The following is a 16,525-nucleotide window of genomic DNA, read 5'->3' as shown; positions in this document are numbered from 1 at the left end:
GGCCAGGCCGGCGAAGAAAGGCGCGTGTTCGAGACGGTCGAGAGCGGAGACACGGGAGGCGGAAGAACTTGCCTTCACAACGCACGCGATAAGCGCACGGCCCTCCGTTCAGCCCCCAGCTGGGACCGACAGACCGCGCGCTTATACAGGTTCTGGACGAAGATGCAAGCTGTTGGCCTTCAGGTCTTCAGCTTGTAACCCGTCCTGAAGATCCACCAGATGATCGACAGGCAGAGCGCCAGGAAGATGAGGATCATCGCGATGCTGAGCTCGATGCCCACATCCGCCGTTTCATAGAAGCTCCAGCGGAAGCCGCTGATGAGATAGAGGACAGGGTTTGCCAGCGTCACCTTCTGCCAGAATTCCGGCAGCATGTGGATCGAATAGAAGGACCCGCCGAGGAAGACCAGCGGCGTTATGATGAGCAGCGGGATGAGCTGCAGTTTCTCGAAATTGTCGGCCCATATGCCGATGATGAAGCCGAAAAGGCTGAAGGTGATCGCCGTCAACACGAGAAAGAAGAGCATCCAGAAGGGGTGCTTTATCTCGATGGGGACGAAGAGATGCGCGGTGGCGAGAATGATCAGCCCCAGAATCATCGATTTGGTTGCCGCCGCCCCCACATAGCCGAGCACGATTTCCAGAAACGATATCGGCGCTGACAGGACTTCATAGATAGTGCCGATGAATTTCGGGAAATAAATGCCGAACGAGGCGTTGGAGATCGAGTTTTGCAAAAGCGTCAGCATCATCAGGCCGGGAACGATAAAGGCGCCGTAAGGAACGCCTTCCACCGTTTCGATGCGCGAGCCGATGGCTGCCCCGAACACGACGAAATAAAGCGAGGTCGATAAGACCGGAGAGATGACGCTTTGTAAAAGCGTGCGCTTCATGCGCGCCATCTCGAAAAGATAGATGGATTTTACAGCCTCGAAATTCACTGGCTTTCCTCCACGACAAGGCTGACGAAGATATCTTCCAGCGAGCGTTGCTCCGTGTCGAGGTCCTTGACCGTGACGCCGGCGCCGGCGAGTGCCGCCAGAAGCGAGGCGATGCCGGTGCGCGTCGCCTGCGTGTCATAGTGATAAGTGATGCGGGTTCCGCCGTCCGACAGTTCCAGCGCGTAGTCCGACAGGGCTTCGGGAAGCTGCTCCAGCGGTTTCTGCAATTCGAGCACCAACTGCTTCTGGCCAAGCTTGCGCATAAGCTCCGCCTTGTCTTCCACGAGCAGAAGGCGGCCTCTGTTGATGACGCCGACCCGGTCGGCGATCTCCTCGGCCTCTTCAATATAATGCGTGGTCAGGATGATCGTCACACCGGTATCGCGCAGCCGCTTGACCAGCCGCCACATATCCTTGCGCAGTTCCACGTCGACACCCGCCGTGGGTTCGTCGAGAAAGAGAATGCGGGGCTCATGGGCCAGCGCCTTGGCGATCATCACGCGGCGTTTCATGCCGCCCGAAAGCGCCATGATCTTGCTGTCTTTCTTTTCGAACAGCGAGAGGTCCTTGAGAATCTGCTCGACGAGTTGCGGCGCCGGCTTCTTGCCGAAAAGGCCGCGGCTGTAGGAAACAGTATCCCACACGGTCTCGAATGTTTCGGTATGCAGTTCCTGTGGCACCAGCCCGATCAGGGCCCGAGCCTTGCGATAATCCTGAATGATGTCATGGCCTTCGACAGCCACCGTACCCGTCGATGGATTGACAAGGCCGCAGACGATGGAGATCAGCGTCGTCTTGCCCGCACCGTTGGGGCCGAGAAGCGCGAGAATCTCCCCGCGTCTGATGTCGAGGTCGACCCCGTTCAGAGCGGTAAGCCCCGTATCGTAGGTCTTGGAAAGGTTCTTGATGGAAAGGGCGTTCGTCATGGAGGCGTTTCCTTGAAATCAGGAGCGCTCGACCGAGCCGCGCTCATATAGGCCATAGCGGGCGTTCTTGCCACCGCAGCCGGCCCCGTCCCCTGAATGATCGCTGACACTTCCTGACACGGGAAAGTGGCGGCAAGCGGCGGAAAATCGCGGAAAAACCGTTTGAAATGGCGCCCGGCCGTCTCCGGGAACAGCCCAAAAGGCTTGACGCGTGCGGCGCGTTGCGTCACCAGATGCGCCCCACATTGCGAAGAATTCGGGAGACAGTGGCGATGAGCATCGCTTTCACCTTTCCAGGCCAGGGCAGCCAGGCCGTCGGCATGGGCCGCGATCTGGCCGAAGCTTTCCCCGAGGCGCGCGCCGTTTTCGAGGAAGTCGATGATGCGCTTGGCCAGAAGCTCTCGAAAGTCATGTGGGAAGGCCCCGAGGACGAGCTGACCCTGACGGCCAATGCGCAGCCCGCGCTGATGGCTGTTTCCATCGCCGCCATGCGCGTGATGGAAAAGGGCGGATTGTCGCTCAAGGACAAGGTCGCCTTTGTGGCGGGCCATTCGCTGGGGGAATATTCGGCGTTGTGCGCCGCAGGAACCTTCTCGCTTGCCGATACGGCGCGGCTTCTGCGCATTCGCGGCAACGCCATGCAGGCGGCTGTTCCGGTGGGTGAGGGCGCCATGGCTGCGATCATCGGCCTTGAGGCCGCGGATGTGGAAAAGGCTTGCGAACAGGTTGCTGCCGGCACCGTATGCCAGATCGCCAACGACAATGGCGGCGGCCAGCTTGTCATTTCCGGCGCCAAGCCGGCGGTGGAACATGCCGCCCGCATCGCTACGGAAATGGGCGCCAAGCGCGCCATCATGCTGCCCGTCTCGGCGCCGTTCCATTCCGCCCTGATGCAGCCGGCCGCCGATGCCATGCGCGAGGCGCTGGCGGACGTTGCCAGGAATGCGCCGGTCGTTCCTGTCATTGCCAACGTCACCGTGTCGCCGATCAGCGATCCCGACGAAATCGCCGCTCGTCTCGTCGAGCAGGTGACGGGACGCGTGCGCTGGCGCGAGACGGTTGCCTGGTTCGCCGACAATGGCGTCGAGACGCTTTATGAGGTCGGGTCCGGCAAGGTTCTTTCGGGGCTTGCCCGCCGCATCAACCGCGACCTCGGCGCGGTCCCGGTCAACACGCCTGCCGACGTAGAAACGGCGATGCAGGCGCTGGCCTAGCCGCTGCCGATCCCAAACCCATTCGAAGCTTCTGCTGGAAGGACAAAGCCATGTTTGATCTCAACGGCCGCAAGGCGCTGGTAACGGGAGCCTCCGGCGGTATCGGCGAGGCCATTGCCCGCATTCTCCACGCCCAGGGCGCCATCGTCGGACTTCATGGCACCCGCGTTGAAAAGCTCGAGGCGCTGGCCAGCGATCTCGGCGACCGTGTGAAGCTGTTTCCGGCCAACCTGTCCGAACGCAATGAAGTCAAGGCCTTGGCTGAAAAGGCGGAATCGGAACTGGAGGGCGTCGACATTCTCGTCAACAATGCCGGCATCACCCGTGACGGCCTGTTCGTGCGTATGAGCGATGACGATTGGGATTCGGTTCTGGAGGTCAATCTCACCTCGGTTTTCCGTCTCACCCGCGAACTGACCCACCCCATGATGCGCCGCCGTTTCGGCCGCATCATCAACATCACGTCGGTGGTCGGCGTCACCGGCAATCCGGGCCAGGCCAATTACTGCGCCTCCAAGGCAGGCCTGATCGGCTTTTCCAAATCGCTTGCCCAGGAAATCGCCAGCCGCTCGATCACCGTCAATTGCGTTGCTCCGGGCTTCATCGAATCGGCGATGACCGACAAGCTCAACGAAAAGCAGCGCGATGCCATCATGGGAGCGATTCCCATGAAGCGCATGGGATCGGGCTCCGAAGTCGCTTCTGCCGTGGCCTATCTTGCTTCGAACGAGGCTGCCTATGTCACCGGCCAGACCATTCATGTGAATGGCGGCATGGCGATGATCTGACCCCGCTGGGGGCGCAGATACCCTTGCGAGCCATGCGGATTAAGGCGCGGGCCACCGTAACGATGAGACAGTGAACCCGTCCTGGGGCGTGGATGAACAATGATTAACGCTTGGCGGTCGCGTCCCATTCATGATATGCGCCCGCCCGACGTGGTTTTCTTCCTGTCCGGCCATCGGATGGTGTCGGAAGAGGCATTGAGGGGCTGATAGGCGCGGAAGCTGCCTGTACAGTCATCATTTCAGCTTGATTAGCGGCAATCGTGCGGCTAACGAAGATCGGAAATTCAGAAAGTCGAGGGTTCTCACATGAGCGATACTGCAGAGCGCGTTAAGAAAATCGTTGTCGAGCATCTGGGCGTCGAGGGCGAAAAGGTCACGGAAGCGGCCAGTTTCATCGACGATCTTGGCGCGGACAGCCTCGACACGGTCGAGCTGGTCATGGCGTTTGAAGAAGAGTTCGGCGTCGAGATTCCTGACGATGCCGCCGAGACGATTCTCACCGTCGGTGACGCGGTGAAGTACATCGACAAGGCAACCGCCGCCTAACGCCCTCGGGCGTTATTCTTCGGCGTCAGCCAGACCGGATAGCAGAATATGAGACGCGTCGTCGTCACGGGCATGGGGCTTCTTTCGCCCTTCGGCCTGGGTGTTGAACACGGGTGGAAGAATCTGCTCGCAGGCAAAAGCGCGGCAAGGCGCATCGACCGCTTCGAGGTCGATGACCTTCCCTGCAAGATTGCGACGATGATCCCCCGTGAGGGCGATGGCGCGTTCAATCCGGACGAGTTCCTCGAACCGCGCGAACAGCGCAAGATAGGTGAGTTCATCACCTACGGCATTGCCGCTGCGGATCAGGCTCTCGCCGATTCGGGCTGGAAGCCGGAAACCGAGGACGACAAATACGCTACCGGCGTGCTCATCGGTTCGGGCATCGGCGGCATTGAGGGCATTGCGGAAAATGCCCTCATCCTGCAGGAGCGCGGTCCGCGCCGCATCAGCCCCTTCTTCATTCCGGGTAACATCATCAATCTCGTTTCGGGGCAGGTCTCGATCCGTCACGGATTGAAGGGACCGAACCACGCCGTGGTGACCGCCTGTTCGACGGGCGCGCACGCCATCGGCGATGCGGCACGCCTTATCATGCTTGGCGATGCCGACGTGATGCTGGCCGGTGGCGCCGAAGCGCCGATCACGCGCCTTTCCATTGCGGGCTTCTCCGCCTGCAAGGCACTTTCGACGAGCTTCAACGACACGCCTGAAAAGGCTTCGCGCCCCTATGATCGCGACCGCGACGGTTTCGTCATGGGTGAGGGCGCAGGCGTTGTCGTGCTTGAGGAGCTTGAGCACGCGAAGGCGCGTGGCGCCAGGATTTATGCCGAGGTGGTTGGGTATGGCCTTACGGGCGATGCCTATCACATCACGGCCCCGGCCGAGAATGGCGACGGCGCTTATCGCTGCATGGTTGCGGCGGTCAAGCGGGCGGGCATCACGCCTGCCGATATCGACTATATCAATGCCCATGGCACCTCGACCATGGCCGACACGATCGAGCTTGGTGCGGTGGAGCGCCTGTTAGGCGATGCTGCTGGCAAGGCCTCCATGTCTTCCACCAAGTCCGCCATCGGCCATCTTCTGGGCGCAGCAGGCGCGGCCGAGGCGATCTTCTCGGTCCTCGCCATTCGCGACAATGTCGCCCCCCCGACCATCAATCTGGAAAATCCCCAGATAGAGAGTCCGATCGACCTCGTGCCGAACAAGCCACGCGAGCGCCAGATCGACATTGCCTTGTCGAATTCCTTTGGATTTGGCGGGACCAACGCTTCGCTGGTCTTCAGGCGCTACGCCGAGTGACCGGAAGCACCAGCCGGGGACCAAAGGGAGGATTGCAGTTTTGCCATTTTCGCACTTCATTTTTCCCCGGCAGCGATTCGATACTTTAAGGGCAGAACCGGCAGGGAGCATATTCCGGTCGTGACTGCCAAGACAGGTTAGCACCGGGCAACGGCCGATGGGCTGGCCCTGCAGGGAGCGGTCCAGGCGACATGACAGAGAGTTCCGGCGAGAGCAACGGCTTTGGACGAAACACCGGCGATGAGCGGGCGCGCGCTTTCAAGGCCGCCGGCCAGGCCTTGCGCCCGGAAGCCGGCACTCCGCCACCACGCCGTTCCCGGCGCGCGCGCAGCCAGTTCGTCATCTTCCTGAACTTCGTCTTTTCCTCACTGGTATTTCTGGTGGTTCTTGCTGGCGGTGCCTTTTATTTCGGCAAGCGCGAGTTCGAACGCCCTGGCCCGTCACGTACGGCTGAGACCGTTCTGATCAAGCCGAGTACGGGCGTTCGCGAAATTTCCACCATTCTCGAACGCGAAGGTCTGATTTCGGATGCCCGCGTCTTCCAGATCGGTGTGCGCGCCCATGGCGCCGATGGCCAGCTCAAGGCCGGCGAATACGAGGTCAAGGCTGGTGCTTCCATGTATGAAATCATGGAGTTGCTGAAGAGCGGCCGGTCCGTTCTCTATTCCCTGACCATTCCCGAAGGCCTCACCGTCCAGCAGATTTTCGACCGTATTCGCGACACACCGGAGCTTGCCGGTGATATGCCGAGCGAAATGCCCGCTGAAGGCACTCTCGCCGCCGACACGCTGCGTTTCACGCGCGGCATGGAACGCAAGGCTGTGGTCGAGAAGCTGAAGGAGGATCAGCAGGAGCTGATCGACGCCATCTGGGAGAGGCGCGACCCGGACCTTCCGATCAAGGATAAGAACGAGTTCGTCACGCTCGCCTCCATTGTGGAGAAGGAAACGGGCATTGCCGATGAGCGCCCGCGCGTTGCAGCCGTCTTCCACAACCGTTTGAGCCGCGGCATGCGCCTCCAGTCGGATCCGACCATCATCTATGGATTGTTCGGTGGACAGGGCAAGCCGGCCGATCGGCCGATCTATCGGTCCGATCTCGACAAGAAGACGCCTTACAACACCTACCAGATTGATGGGCTTCCGCCCACGCCCATCGCTAACCCGGGGCGCGCGGCTCTTGAAGCGGTCGCCAATCCGTCCAAGACAGAAGAACTCTACTTCGTCGCCGACGGAACGGGCGGGCATGTTTTTGCCAAGACGCTGAAAGAGCACAATGAAAATGTCGCCCGCTGGCGTGCGGTCGAAAAGCAGCGGCGCGCCGATGAAGCGACCGCCGAAAAAGACGCAGACAGCAAGGCCAACTGATAGGGGCGCTGTCGCGCATCAGCCGGCCGGGCGGTACGCTCGAATAGCCGGGATGCGTCTGGCATAGAGGACGGTGCAGTCGCTTTCCGCTGGGAGGAGGGCGGCCACCGGGGCGGCAGGAAATTGCGATGAGTGAGCTTCAGAGTATGACGGGCTTTGCCCGGGCCTCTCGTGAACTGGAGGCGGCGTCTGTTGCCTGGGAGATCAAATCCGTCAACGGACGCAGCCTTGAGGCGCGCTTTCGCCTGCCACAGGGCTTCGAGCGAATCGAGCAGGGCGCTCGCCAGCGCCTGCAGAAGCGCTTTGCGCGCGGTAATCTCCAGATATCCCTGACGGTCAATCAGACAGGCGCGGAGCGCCGTCCCGTGGTGGATGAAGCGTTCCTGAAGGACGTTGCCGGCCTTGCGGCACGGCTGACGGAGCAGTTTGGCGTTGCGCCTGCAAGCGCCGATGGACTGCTTGCCCTGCGCGGCGTTCTGGACTTTCCGGAGCCGGGCGAGAGCGACGAGGCTCGTGAGGCACTGGACGCTGTCATATTTGATACCTTCGAGGAAGCGCTGAGGGCGCTTGAGGATGCGCGCCGCACGGAAGGCGCTGCCCTTGGTGCATTGCTGCTCGAACATGTGGCGCGGATCGAGGCGCTGACGGCCAGGGCCGAGGCTGATCCCTCGCGCACGCCCGACATGATCCGCGCGCGGCTGAAGGAGCAGGTTTCCCGTCTTATGGAAGCGACATCCGGTCTCGATGAAACCCGGCTTCATATGGAGGCGGCTGTCCTGGCCACCAAGGCCGATATTCGCGAGGAGCTCGATCGCCTCACCACGCATGTGGCTTCCGCCCGCGCGCTTGTCGCAGCTGGCGGTGCGGTGGGGCGCAAGCTCGATTTTCTCGGTCAGGAATTCAACCGCGAAGCCAACACGCTTTGCTCGAAATCCAATGCGGCTTCCGTCACCGCCATTGGCCTTGATCTCAAGGCCGTGGTCGACCAGTTCCGCGAACAGGTTCAGAATCTGGAGTAGGACATGACGGGCGAGATTTCTGCTCAGAACACGGTCGAGATCGAACGGCGTGGCTTGATGCTGGTGCTGTCCTCGCCTTCTGGTGCCGGCAAGTCGACCATTGCGCGCGCTCTTCTGGCGCAGGTCAAGGGTTTCGAACTTTCCGTCAGCGTTACCACGCGCCAGCGCCGCGCCAGTGAAATCGAGGGCGTGCACTACCATTTCAAGACACAGCGCGAATTCGAACTGATGCGCGACAATGATGATCTGCTGGAATGGGCGGAAGTGCACGGCAATTTCTACGGCACACCGCGCGCACCGGTCGAAAAGGCGCTGGCCGAAGGACGCGACATGCTTTTCGACATCGATTGGCAGGGCGCCCAGCAGCTCCGCGAGAAGATGCGCGGCGATGTGGTCTCGATCTTCATCCTTCCGCCCAGCATGAAGGAGCTTCTGGGCCGCCTCACACGCCGGGCCGAAGACACGCCGGAAATTATTCAGACGCGCCTCAAGAACGCCCGTTTCGAGATCGAGCAGTGGGTGGATTATGACTATGTTGTCGTCAACGATCAGCTTGACCGGGCGTTTTCAGCGGTCCGCTCGATTGTTGAGGCTGAGCGCCTGCGTCGCGACCGCCGTCCCGGCCTGTTCGATTTCGTCTCGAAGCTTTTGGGCGAAGGCCCTGCCTGAGGTTCCATAGCGCTTCTGGTTTGATGCGGCTCAATCTGAACCCGATGCGTCACTGCGCAAGGTGTTGCAAATACCCTCAGGCTTCTCTTGCGAGGGCTGCGAACTCCTCGACGGACAACGTCTCGGCACGCCGCGTTGGGTCGATGCCGGTTCGCTCCAGAAGAGCTTCTCCGCCAAGAGCTTTGAGGCTCTGACGCAGCATTTTCCGGCGTTGGCCGAAAGCCGCTTCCGTAACGCGCGCAAGCGCCTTGGCATCGACTGCGATAGGCGTCTGGCGCGGCACCAGGTGAACGACGGAAGAGGTCACCTTGGGCGGCGGCGTGAAGGCCTGCGGCGGCACATCGAAGGCAATCCTGGATTCGGTTCGCCATCCCGCCAGAACGCCAAGCCGGCCATAGGACCTGTCTCCCGGCATTGCCACGATGCGTTCGGCCACCTCGCGCTGGAACATCAGCGTCATGGAGGAATAGAAGGGCGGCCAGGCGCTTGGCGTCAGCCAGCGGACCAGAAGTTCCGTACCGATATTATAGGGCAGATTGGCGACGATACGCGTATCGCCCTGTTCGGCGGCAAGAGCAGCGAAATCCGTCTCCAGCGCGTCGCCGCTGATCACCTCGAGACGACCGGGATAATGATCGGAAATCTCGGCCAGAGCCGCAAGGCAGCGCTCGTCGCGCTCCACGGCGACGACCCTGCGCGCGCCTGAAAGAAGAAGGGCGCGTGTCAGCCCGCCCGGGCCGGGGCCGACTTCGATCACTGTCGAGGCGGTCAGGTCGCCCGCCGCCCGTGCAATCTTGGCCGTCAGGTTGAGATCGAGAAGGAAATTCTGCCCAAGCGATTTCTTGGCGGCGAGCCCGTGCTCGGCGATCACCTCGCGCAGCGGCGGCAGTCCGTCGATGCTCATGCTTCAGCCTGCATTCTTGGCGAGCGAGCCGGCAAGCCGGATCGCAGCAACCAGACTGTCCGGCCGCGCGATGGCCTTGCCGGCAATGTCGAAGGCAGTGCCATGGTCCGGCGAGGTCCGTATGAAGGGCAGACCAAGCGTGACATTGATGGTCTCGTCGAAGGCGATGGTCTTGACGGGGATAAGCGCTTGATCGTGATACATGCAAAGCGCCACGTCATAACCCTGTCTGGCGCGTGCGTGGAACATGGTGTCGGCGGGCAGGGGGCCGAATGCATTGATGCCGAGCGCACGAAGCATCTCGATGGCGGGCGCGATGACGTCCATATCCTCTTGCCCCATGGCCCCGCCTTCGCCCGCATGCGGGTTGAGGCCTGCAATGGCAAGGCGCGGGGCGGCAATGCCGAACCGGGCCTTCAGGTCCCCGGCAACGATTTTTCCGGTTTCCACGACAATGGCGCTGGTGAGCGTTTCCGGCACCTCGCGCAGTGCCTGATGGACTGTAACGGGAACGGTGCGCAGTTCCGGTCCTGCCAGCATCATCACGGGCAGTGCCGGAACGCCTGTGATCTCCTCGGCGAGGTGACCCAGAAATTCCGTGTGTCCGGGAAAACGAAAACCGGCGTCATAGAGAGGCTTCTTGGCAATGGGAGCCGTGACGATGGCGCCTGCATGCGCCGACATCGTGTCCTTCACCGCTTTGGATATAGCCTCGATAATACCTGCAGCGTTGACCGGAGAAGGAATGCCGGGTTCATCGGTCAACCGGTTTTCGAGAACAGAGACCGGAAGGCGCTCGCCAAAGGCCGCCACTGCCCCTTGTGGGGCGGTTTCGGCAAGGGGGGCGTCTATTCCGAGCATTCGCGCCCGCGCTGCCAGAAGGGCAGGGTCGCCAAGCACGTAAAAGGGAGGCAGTGACAGGGCCTTGCGCTGCGCCCATGCCTGGACGATCAGTTCCGGGCCGATACCGGAAGGGTCTCCGATACTGATCGCCAGCGGCAGCATGAGCGGGCTTTCCTAGAGCGTTCTTCTGTCAGATGAAATCACTGACGTCCGCACAAATGCAGAAAACTACGAGACGGAGCAGGATAGCGTTTCTCTGAAACGATGTTCCTGCTCCCGGCATGATCAGCGCTTGGAAATCCGCGCCTTCTTGCGCAGTTCCGCCATATATTCCTTCGTGGCTTCCTCGCTTGCCTGGTCGCCGCTGCCTTCCTCGTTCTGGAAAACCATCTGGGCAACCCGGTCGTCGGAAACCTCCCGGGTGGAACACACGCCGACGAACTCGACACCACGATCCGTTTCGCGGATCTTGGTGGCATTGCCCGGTGAGGTGGTCTTGATCATGTCTTTCCAGTCGGCCGGAAGCTGCGGCTCGAGGAAGCGTCCGAGATCGCGAACGGTCACGTCGATCAGCCCCTTGGCAAAATCGCGGGTGGTGTCACAACTGCGGAAACGGTCGCGCATAGCCTGAGCCTCGCGCTTGCGCGTGCCCATCAGCTTGCCGCGCTGGCCCGAAGGCACGACGAAGATCACCTGCTGCAGCATATACTCGGTGGCGGACGGCTTCTGTCCGCCCTTCTGCAGCATTTTGGCCACCACATCCTGCTCGGTCATGCGGCCCTGATTGCTGCTGCGCGCCTGCATGACGCGGCCCCAGCCGATCTGTGCTTCGATGAATTTCTTGAAGTGCTGCGAGGTGACGCCTGCCTGGGCCAGAATCTGATCGAGCTGCTTCGTCGACAACTTATTGCCGCTGGCGAAGCGCTGATAGGCCTGGTTCACCATCTCGGGGCTGATATTGATGTTTAATCGCCGCATCTCCTGGAGACGCAGCGTCTGGTCGATCATCTGCTCGGCGGCCTTGTCACGCCCGCCGCTCTGTCGCTGCAGGCGCAAAAACGCCGCGCGGCGGTCGATATCGTAGCTGGTGATCGGTGTGTTGTTGACCACATAGCGAATTTCAGTCGCCTGCGCCTGCTCGATTGCAGGCACGGCGGCTGCGACGGTCAACGCCAGAAAGCCCGCGCGCGCCAGAAGTCTGCAACTGCGAAACATCATAACAGCCCTCGTTGTCATTCCCCACATCTGCGATGGCAATATCAGCAAATGTGGCTCGGCCAAAGCCCTTCGACCGGTTTTATTGATCCTTGATGGGGCAAAACAATGTCCTGCGCGGCGATCAGAACGTCGTGTTCAGATCGCCGGTGCTGGAACCGAAATCGCCGATCGTGCGAAGCGACACGGCGAACCCGAAGGAATGACTGGTTTCATGCGTGGTGCGGTTCTCGCTGCGCGTATAGGTCATCGAGTAGATGAAACAGTCATCCCCATAGGCAAAACCATAGGAATTCTTGACCAGCGTCTTGCTTTCAAGGTCATAGGTGCCCGAGGCGAAACCACTCCAGTTCTCGTTGAACTTGACCTTGGTCAGACCGGTCACTTCCTGGCGGTCATAGTTGAAACCGTAGAGAGGCTGCGCCTCGATAAAGGCATATTGCAGGGATGCGGTGACGTTGCCCAGCGTTGCAGCGGTCTTGACGTCCGCGCGGCGCAGATCGAGCGTCTTCTCGTCGAGGCGGGCCCCGACGGAGAAGGCAAAGCCATCCGGGCTGACAAGGCCAGCCATGCCCACGAAGTCTGAAACATCCGTCTCCAGACCCGAATAGGCGCCCACATGCACCAGATCAGGCTGCGCAAACGAATTGTCGCCTGCCAGATGATAGGACTGGCCGACAAGCCCGTGCGCTGTCCAGCCATTGGCGAAGCTGCCGGAATAGCGCAGGCCGACATTGGCACGCGTACCGCCTTCGATCCGGTCGTAGCCGGAGAATTTGTCCCGCTCGAAGAGCGTCGTGGCATCGAAAACCAGCGATTGTGCATCTTCGTTGGGAATGCCGAGGCGCTCCTGGAAGCGTGCATTGGGGCGCACGAAGACCTGTGCGACAGGTTCCAGGACATGGCTCGCGCTGGTGGTTGAGAAAAGCACCGGCCAGCGCACTTCGAGACCGGCCGTCGCCATGTAACGATAATAGGAGGAACGGACGTCGCTCCCCACCGTGGAACCGTTCACTTCGAAATTGGTGATGCCGTTGATGGTGACGGCATCGTAATCCGTATAGATCGCATCGCCACGCGCTTGCAGGATCGGCGTCACCACCAAGCCGCCGGAGGTGACAAAAGACCGCTTCCATTCGGCCTCTGCGGTCATGCGACCGGAGGAGCCTTCCGCGCCGTCGAGCCTTGAAGTGCCAGCAGTGTTGCGCAGGCTGATGTTCTGGCGATGCAGACCTTGCGCGTTGAAGTCGAGATTGAGCTCGCCACCTGCCACGGCCTCGTCCGGCGTATAGGAATAATCGAAGCTCGGCAGCACCCATGGCTGCTGTTCGTCGCGGCCAGTCTTCACATCCTCCTGGATGTTGAAATGATAGGCGCGGATGTCGAAATAATTGCGGTCATCGAGACCGGTCAGATAGATTTCGGAGGTCTGCACCGTGTCGGCAAAGCCGCTGATGCTGTAGGTGCGCGAGAAGTTCTTGTCGCTTTGCGCCAGAACATCCCAGCCGAACGCCCAGCGCGGATTGATCTGGAACTTGCCCTTCGAGCCGATCATGCCGCGCGTGGTCTCGGAGCCGTTGACCGTCGTGGCCTTCCAGGCTTCGGGTTCTTGCTGGCGGATGCCTGCGATCTTGACGCTGTACTGGCCATTGTCGAAGCGCTGGCGCCACTCGGCCTCGCCGAGGAAACCCTGCTTCGTATAATAGGTGCCCGAAACCGTCAGGTCGTAGGTCGGCGAAAGGGCTAGATAGTAGGGCACCTTCACGCCGAAGCCGAGTTCCTTCTTGTAGCTGGCGCTCGGAATCAGGAAGCCCGACTTGCGCTTCACCGTGGGGTCGGCGACCTGGAAGAAGGGCAGGTAGGCAATCGGCATGCCGAAGAATTCGAAGCGCGCATTCTCGAAACGAACCGTCTTCGTCTCACCATTCCAGATGATCTTCTGCGACTTGATCTGCCAGATCGGCGGTCGGTCAGGCTTTTTCTCACAGGGCTGACAGGCCGTGTAGATGCCGTTGTTGAAGGTGGTCACACGCCCGCCTTCGCGCTGGGCGCTCTCAGCGGCGAAATAGGTCTTGTCGACCGTTTCGACACGCAGCGCGTTGACGAAGCCGTCGCTGAAATTGTCGGTAACGTCGATCTCGTCCGCGTAGATGCGGTTGCCGCCCTTTTCGACGATCTCCACACGTCCGCGCGCCATGACGCGCGAGGTCGTACGGTCATAGATCACGCGATCGGCGACGAGCTGGTTACCGGCATATTCGATCTGCACGCCACCGGCGGCCGTGATCGTGTTGCGGTCATTGTCATAGATGAGGTTGTCGGCCGTCAGGAGCATCTGGGCATCCTTTGGCGCATATTCCTCAAAGGACAGGTCTCCGCTCTGGGCCCAGGCCGCCTGCGGTAGCTGCGCATATGCGCACAGGGCCACCAATGCCGTCGCACCCATCAGGCGCGCCGTGCGATTGGACATGCCGGCTCTGTTTGCCGCAACCCCCACTAACCGTCCTCCTTATACAACAGGAAAGTAACCCCGTAGAACATGGCAACGACCACAGGCGTCCATGCAGCCACCGCTGGGGGAACAACCCCCGCGCTGCCGAACGCCTTGACCAGAACCGAAACCACATAAAGCAGAAACCCGGCGAGGATTCCACCCAGAATCACAGTGGCCGACTGCCCCATTCGCGTAAATCGCATGGATACCGTAGCGGCAATCAGCGTCATCGCCACGAGGAGCAGGGGAAGCACCACAAGTGAATGAAAATGCGTGGCAAATGCGTTCGCGCGCAAGCCGAATGAACGCGCCACCTCGATCTTGCCGGGAAGGGCATAGATGGAGGTCGCTTCGGGCCGTGCCAGCTGTTCGCCCACGAATTCGGGACGCAGATTGGTCGGCACCTCGACAGTCACCAGATGTTCTGCCGGAGCGGTGCCGCGGCGACGTGCCACGGTCTTCAATTCCCAGAATCCGTCGCGCAGGAATGCACGTTCGGCGTCGAGGCGTTCGTAGATCGTCCCCTCTTCGTTGATTCGAAAGAAGGTGGGCGCAACAAGCTCCTGGCCATCGTTGACGACGGCCTTTGCACCGATCACGGTTTCTTCGCCGCCGGAACGCTGCTTGAGCCATTGCTCGGCGTCGGAATTGGCGCGGGTCTTGGCACCGCGCACTTCAGCCTCGACCACCTGGGCGCGCGAGAAACCATAGGCTGCAAGAGGGTTGAGCAGGGCCACCGCCAGCGCACCGAACAGGAATGCACCCAAGCAGATGGGTGTCAGGAACTGCCATGCCGAAACGCCGGCAGCGCGCGTCACCACCAGCTCGTAGCGGCGGTTGAGGCTGATCAGCGTGGCCATTGCCGCGATAAGGCCGATGAACGGAATGGCCTGGAGCAGGATGATCGGTGTCTGCAATGCGGCCAACGAAAGTGCCCAGTTGGTGGAATAGCCGGGCAGGCCTGCCGAGCGGCTCGACACTTCCGCGAAGGTCACGATGAAGACCAGAACGCCGATGCCGACGAAATTCCAGGCGGCGATGGAAGCATAGCGGCGTATGAAATAGCCGCCGAGCGTCAATCCGATCATCCTCGGCCTCCCTGCGTCCGGCGCTTCTGCGCCAGCCGGAAGCCGAGCCCAGTCATCCTGTCCCGATAGGCCTGTGTGCGAGCGTTCAGCTTCTCAACCCAATGTGTCGGCAGTTCCATCACTCTATTTGTAAAGATGAAGAACGCGCATAGGCCAATCATCAATAACGGTGCCGCATAGAGAACGAACGAGAAGAACGGGTTTTTCTCCGCCTCCGTGCCTGAGAAGAAGCCGACCCAGCGGATGAGGAGAGCGATCACCATTGTCGTTACGATGGGATGCAGCCGGGCCTCGCGGAAGGAGCGGGCATCTCCGGCAACCGCAAGGGCGATCATGGCGAACACAAGCGGGAACAGCCACTCGGAGAACCGCATATGCAGCTCTGCCCTGAAATTCTGCGGCGCGCGCTTGTAGAAACCGTCATTGGGGTCGGGGTTCAGCAGGAAGGAAAGCGACCGGTCCTTCGGATGCAGGGTCGGGGTGCCTCCGCCGCTGCTGCTCGTGAATTCGGACAGATCGAATGCATAGGAATCGAAACGGATCGTCGAAACGTCGCCATTGGCCGATTCGCGCTGGATCATTCCGTCCTGCATCACGAGTATGCTGCCGCCGTCCTGCTCGACGGTCGCCCCGGTGCGGGCGTGGTAGACAAGCTTGGTGTTTTTCTCCCGCGAATCGGCAACAAAAATCCCGCCCAGCTGACCATTCGGCAGCCGCTGCGACACCTGCACGAAGAGACCGTCATCCACTTTCTGGAAAGAGCCTTCCTGCAGCACCGTGGTGATCAGGTCGGCGCGTGCATTGGCGAGAATGGAGCGAAAGGCCTGGCGGGAAGCCGGTTCCAGCGTGTTGTTGATCAGGAAGGAGGCGATGCTTGCGGCAATCGCGATAATCAGAATGGGACGAACGATTGTGGCGCGCGGCGCACCCGAAGCGTTGATGACGACGAGCTCGGAATCCGTGTTCATCGTGGCAAGCGTTTGCGCCACCGCGATGCCCAGCGCAAAGGGGATGACGATGGGGATGACCGCTGGCAGGACAAGGGCGGCAACAAGGAAGAAGGTGCCGGCCGACTGGCCGCTATCGGTCACAAGGTCGATGCGGTTGAGGACCTGGGTCGTCCACACGAGCGCAAGCACCCACAAAAGCGCTGCGGCAAACAGCGTGAAGGTGCGTCGCAATATGTATAGTTCGATTATCCGCATG

Annotated in this window: 15 protein-coding genes; 7 read left to right on the top strand and 8 right to left on the bottom strand. The window is 60.9% G+C overall.

Annotated features, from left to right (window positions below):
• Nucleotides 1–179 precede the first annotated feature (179 nt).
• Nucleotides 180–941, bottom strand: coding sequence for an ABC transporter permease (locus NA8A_RS09660; protein WP_009450254.1), 762 nt, complete (start codon nt 939–941; stop codon nt 180–182).
• Nucleotides 938–1,867, bottom strand: a complete 930-nt coding sequence (locus NA8A_RS09655) for an ABC transporter ATP-binding protein (protein ID WP_009450253.1) — start codon at nt 1,865–1,867, stop codon at nt 938–940. The genes NA8A_RS09660 and NA8A_RS09655 overlap by 4 nt, the downstream gene beginning before the upstream one ends.
• Nucleotides 1,868–2,139: 272 nt before the next feature.
• On the opposite strand from NA8A_RS09655, the gene fabD reads away from it, so the two are divergent.
• From fabD to gmk, 7 genes are all read left to right on the top strand, one after another.
• On the top strand, nt 2,140–3,081 hold the full coding sequence (gene fabD, locus NA8A_RS09650; protein WP_009450252.1) for an ACP S-malonyltransferase: 942 nt from the start codon (nt 2,140–2,142) through the stop codon (nt 3,079–3,081).
• A gap of 50 nt (nt 3,082–3,131) precedes the next feature.
• Nucleotides 3,132–3,869 (top strand): 3-oxoacyl-[acyl-carrier-protein] reductase, encoded by a 738-nt coding sequence (fabG, locus tag NA8A_RS09645; protein WP_009450251.1) that lies wholly within the window; start codon nt 3,132–3,134, stop codon nt 3,867–3,869.
• 306 nt (nt 3,870–4,175) lie between these two features.
• Nucleotides 4,176–4,415, top strand: coding sequence for an acyl carrier protein (locus tag NA8A_RS09640; RefSeq protein ID WP_009450250.1), 240 nt, complete (start codon nt 4,176–4,178; stop codon nt 4,413–4,415).
• 48 nt (nt 4,416–4,463) lie between these two features.
• Nucleotides 4,464–5,720, top strand: a complete 1,257-nt coding sequence (fabF, locus tag NA8A_RS09635; protein WP_009450249.1) for a beta-ketoacyl-ACP synthase II — start codon at nt 4,464–4,466, stop codon at nt 5,718–5,720.
• A gap of 191 nt (nt 5,721–5,911) precedes the next feature.
• Entirely contained in the window at nt 5,912–7,087 is a 1,176-nt protein-coding gene (gene mltG, locus NA8A_RS09630) for an endolytic transglycosylase MltG (RefSeq protein WP_009450248.1), read from the top strand.
• Nucleotides 7,088–7,215: 128 nt separating this feature from the next.
• Nucleotides 7,216–8,106, top strand: coding sequence for a YicC/YloC family endoribonuclease (locus NA8A_RS09625; protein WP_009450247.1), 891 nt, complete (start codon nt 7,216–7,218; stop codon nt 8,104–8,106).
• Between the two features lie 3 nt (nt 8,107–8,109).
• Nucleotides 8,110–8,775, top strand: coding sequence for a guanylate kinase (gmk, locus tag NA8A_RS09620; protein WP_009450246.1), 666 nt, complete (start codon nt 8,110–8,112; stop codon nt 8,773–8,775).
• A 76-nt stretch (nt 8,776–8,851) separates the two neighbouring features.
• Here gmk and rsmA read toward each other — a convergent pair whose 3' ends face one another.
• From rsmA to lptF, 6 genes are all read right to left on the bottom strand, one after another.
• Nucleotides 8,852–9,679, bottom strand: coding sequence for a 16S rRNA (adenine(1518)-N(6)/adenine(1519)-N(6))-dimethyltransferase RsmA (gene rsmA, locus NA8A_RS09615; protein ID WP_009450245.1), 828 nt, complete (start codon nt 9,677–9,679; stop codon nt 8,852–8,854).
• A 3-nt stretch (nt 9,680–9,682) separates the two neighbouring features.
• Nucleotides 9,683–10,684, bottom strand: a complete 1,002-nt coding sequence (gene pdxA / locus NA8A_RS09610; RefSeq protein WP_009450244.1) for a 4-hydroxythreonine-4-phosphate dehydrogenase PdxA — start codon at nt 10,682–10,684, stop codon at nt 9,683–9,685.
• 123 nt (nt 10,685–10,807) lie between these two features.
• A complete protein-coding gene (locus tag NA8A_RS09605; protein WP_040672299.1) occupies nt 10,808–11,737 on the bottom strand; it encodes a peptidylprolyl isomerase in 930 nt (309 codons plus the stop codon).
• Nucleotides 11,738–11,861: 124 nt separating this feature from the next.
• Nucleotides 11,862–14,207 carry an LPS-assembly protein LptD gene (locus NA8A_RS09600; RefSeq protein ID WP_240532763.1) on the bottom strand — a complete coding sequence of 782 codons (2,346 nt, stop codon included), beginning with the start codon at nt 14,205–14,207 and terminating at the stop codon, nt 11,862–11,864.
• Between the two features lie 26 nt (nt 14,208–14,233).
• Nucleotides 14,234–15,319: an LPS export ABC transporter permease LptG gene (lptG, locus tag NA8A_RS09595; protein ID WP_009450241.1), complete on the bottom strand. Its 1,086-nt coding sequence runs from the start codon at nt 15,317–15,319 to the stop codon at nt 14,234–14,236.
• Nucleotides 15,316–16,524 carry an LPS export ABC transporter permease LptF gene (gene lptF / locus NA8A_RS09590; RefSeq protein WP_040672203.1) on the bottom strand — a complete coding sequence of 403 codons (1,209 nt, stop codon included), beginning with the start codon at nt 16,522–16,524 and terminating at the stop codon, nt 15,316–15,318. The genes lptG and lptF overlap by 4 nt, the downstream gene beginning before the upstream one ends.
• Between the last annotated feature and the right edge of the window lies 1 nt (nt 16,525).

Origin of the sequence: Nitratireductor indicus C115 (assembly GCF_000300515.1) — a bacterium.
GTDB lineage: Bacteria > Pseudomonadota > Alphaproteobacteria > Rhizobiales > Rhizobiaceae > Nitratireductor > Nitratireductor indicus.
Note: the sequence above shows the minus strand (reverse complement) of the source record. Positions and strands in the feature narration are given on the sequence as shown.

Coding starts and splice junctions, on each gene's coding strand:
- NA8A_RS09655 (WP_009450253.1), bottom strand. CDS start 1,867: ATGACGAACGCCCTTTCCATCAAGAACCTTTCCAAGACCTACGATACG.
- fabD (WP_009450252.1), top strand. CDS start 2,140: ATGAGCATCGCTTTCACCTTTCCAGGCCAGGGCAGCCAGGCCGTCGGC.
- fabG (WP_009450251.1), top strand. CDS start 3,132: ATGTTTGATCTCAACGGCCGCAAGGCGCTGGTAACGGGAGCCTCCGGC.
- NA8A_RS09640 (WP_009450250.1), top strand. CDS start 4,176: ATGAGCGATACTGCAGAGCGCGTTAAGAAAATCGTTGTCGAGCATCTG.
- fabF (WP_009450249.1), top strand. CDS start 4,464: ATGAGACGCGTCGTCGTCACGGGCATGGGGCTTCTTTCGCCCTTCGGC.
- mltG (WP_009450248.1), top strand. CDS start 5,912: ATGACAGAGAGTTCCGGCGAGAGCAACGGCTTTGGACGAAACACCGGC.
- NA8A_RS09625 (WP_009450247.1), top strand. CDS start 7,216: ATGAGTGAGCTTCAGAGTATGACGGGCTTTGCCCGGGCCTCTCGTGAA.
- gmk (WP_009450246.1), top strand. CDS start 8,110: ATGACGGGCGAGATTTCTGCTCAGAACACGGTCGAGATCGAACGGCGT.
- rsmA (WP_009450245.1), bottom strand. CDS start 9,679: ATGAGCATCGACGGACTGCCGCCGCTGCGCGAGGTGATCGCCGAGCAC.
- pdxA (WP_009450244.1), bottom strand. CDS start 10,684: ATGCTGCCGCTGGCGATCAGTATCGGAGACCCTTCCGGTATCGGCCCG.
- NA8A_RS09605 (WP_040672299.1), bottom strand. CDS start 11,737: ATGTTTCGCAGTTGCAGACTTCTGGCGCGCGCGGGCTTTCTGGCGTTG.
- NA8A_RS09600 (WP_240532763.1), bottom strand. CDS start 14,207: ATGTCCAATCGCACGGCGCGCCTGATGGGTGCGACGGCATTGGTGGCC.
- lptG (WP_009450241.1), bottom strand. CDS start 15,319: ATGATCGGATTGACGCTCGGCGGCTATTTCATACGCCGCTATGCTTCC.
- lptF (WP_040672203.1), bottom strand. CDS start 16,524: ATGCGGATAATCGAACTATACATATTGCGACGCACCTTCACGCTGTTT.